Origin of the sequence: Sphaerochaeta sp. S2 (assembly GCF_016406725.1) — a bacterium.
GTDB lineage: Bacteria > Spirochaetota > Spirochaetia > Sphaerochaetales > Sphaerochaetaceae > Sphaerochaeta.
Window position 1 is genome coordinate 1 of record NZ_JAEKNT010000364.1, and the last position, 2,155, is coordinate 2,155.

Below are 2,155 nucleotides of genomic sequence, written 5' to 3' on the forward strand. Positions count from 1 at the left end.
TTTCATTCCCTGATTGAGCGATGGTACAACAAGATGGGTGGGGTTGCCTCCAAGTACATCAACAGGTATGCAGCTCTCTTAAATATCAGGTTCCAGGTTGGCAGGATGGATCCAAGCGAGGCTCTTCTGCTGGTGAAATCAAGGTTGAGAGGAATCAAGGGCAACAGCTTTGTGACAATCGAAAGGCTCAAGCAAGAAAAGCTGTTCAGCCCGCTTGAATTGAGATGGGAAGCAGGACAAACGGCATGAAGTCACTATTTGTTAAAAACAGCCTAATATTATTGATGATATACAACCCGTCGAAATGAATAACACCCAAAACCCAACTCCTGTTGAATAGTTCCAACCATCCCTGCACGGTAGTAGGGTGGGGAGAGAGCACAAAAACGATTATTTGCATAGGGATAAGGACAAGCATGGCAAGGGAGGCCCAGAAGGAAACCCTATAGAAGCTATGATGCTGTAAAGGAGTTGTATTCATTGGAATTACCTTATACTGATTTGTACTATCTAAGAAATAACTCTAGAGCATGCTAGCCAGAATTGGTATCTGGCAGCACCAGTAAAATGAATAAAATATTGGGTAATTTGGTGATTAGTGTAATACCGTGTTCAGGTATGAGAACCCAATTCTTATCAGAATGACCAGCTGTGCGTTGTTCAGTAAGTTCCCTTGGAGCATTGAAGAGTCTTGTTATGAGATTGTAATAGTTTTCTAAACATTTTCAAAATGTGAAAGAAAAGAGCTTGCATAAAACATAACAAACGTTATATAACGACAGTTATAAAAAGGAGTGCTTATGCCACCAAAAGTAAGAATATCAGAACAAGCTATTGTGGACGCTGCAATCCAGATTATTCGGGACGATGGGGAAGGGGCCTTGAATGCTCGTTCACTCGCCAAGGCACTTGGATGTTCCGTACAGCCGATATTTCATAACTTCCCCTCCATGGAGCATCTCAGAGAGGCTGTGTATCAAAAGGTTGATTCCCTTTTCGAGGAGCAGTTGCTCCAAGGCTTGGAAAAAAACGCAATACCCTTTCTTGGAATGGGGCTCTCATATATTGATTTCGCCAGGAGAGAGAAGCACCTGTTCAGGTTATTGTTCATGTCGGATGGATTTCGAGGAAAACAAGTCATTGACCTGGCCTCGGATGATGTAAATAAACCGATCATAAGCATTATCGCCCAAATGACACAACTTACAGAGAAGCAATCAGAACAGATATTCCTGGGTATTTGGCTCATGGTGCATGGCATTGCCTCAATGTTGGCCACCAATGAGTGCAGTCTGGAAGATGCACAGATTACCCAGCTTCTACAGCATACGTTTACAGGTTTGAAAAATGAATACAGTAAAGAAGGAACATGAAATGAACGAAGGTAAAGACAAAACGGTATTACGGCGCGCACTTCTCTGGATATTTGTCTACATCGTATTGGTGAATATCGGGGATGAAATTGGGAGACAAACAGGCATGGGAAGTCTCATCACTGCATTGATACTGGTCGGTTTTTCGGGAGTGCTACTGAAAACCCATCATCTGCAGGACCTCTTACTACGATTGCCAGAGCGAAATATCTACGCAAGTGTATGGTATTTTATACCACTCCTGATACTTGCACTCATTCAGTGGTTTGTAGGCCTGGAAGCTACCTTGGGTCTTTCGGATATCCTGGTTGCTGCCTTATTGATGATGGCTGTAGGGTTTATTGAGGAAGTGCTCTTTCGTGGATTGCTGTTTCTGGCAATCGAGAAGAACTCAACTACCAAAAGGGCAATCATCATAAGTGGTATTACCTTTGGTTTTGGCCATATTGTAAACTTACTGAGGGGCTACAGCAGTACGGAACTACTCTCCCAGATAGCAGTAGCAATAGCTGTCGGAATACTGCTTGCTCTTCTCGTGGCAAAAACACGAAGCATTATTCCTGGTGTAATTTTCCATGCCCTGTTCAATTTCAGTGGAACGGTGACCAGCCAGGATGCAGAATTGCAAGCAATGCTGCTCGTCCCCATCCTTGTTGTTTCTGTTCTCTACAGTATCATTATCAGCCGTAAAACATCAAAGGGCGTGGTAGTGGCTGGATGATTGGAACCTGTGGAGCATTCGTTTAGTAGGTTTGTACAATCATTGCTTAATTGATCTAGGT

3 protein-coding genes are annotated in these 2,155 nt (G+C 43.2%); all 3 read left to right on the forward strand.

Going from position 1 to position 2,155, the window contains the following annotated elements:
• Positions 1–249: hypothetical protein (locus JF818_RS10755; RefSeq protein WP_198892014.1), on the forward strand; the 249-nt coding region annotated here is incomplete at its 5' end.
• A gap of 551 nt (positions 250–800) precedes the next feature.
• On the forward strand, positions 801–1,373 hold the full coding sequence (locus tag JF818_RS10760; protein ID WP_198892015.1) for a TetR/AcrR family transcriptional regulator: 573 nt from the start codon (positions 801–803) through the stop codon (positions 1,371–1,373).
• Position 1,374: 1 nt separating this feature from the next.
• Entirely contained in the window at positions 1,375–2,094 is a 720-nt protein-coding gene (locus JF818_RS10765; RefSeq protein ID WP_198892016.1) for a CPBP family intramembrane glutamic endopeptidase, read from the forward strand.
• The last annotated feature ends 61 nt before the right edge of the window (positions 2,095–2,155 follow it).

Excerpts from the sequence above, each read along its gene's own strand:
- JF818_RS10765 (WP_198892016.1), top strand. The coding sequence starts at position 1,375 with ATGAACGAAGGTAAAGACAAAACGGTATTACGGCGCGCACTTCTCTGG.
- JF818_RS10760 (WP_198892015.1), top strand. The coding sequence starts at position 801 with ATGCCACCAAAAGTAAGAATATCAGAACAAGCTATTGTGGACGCTGCA.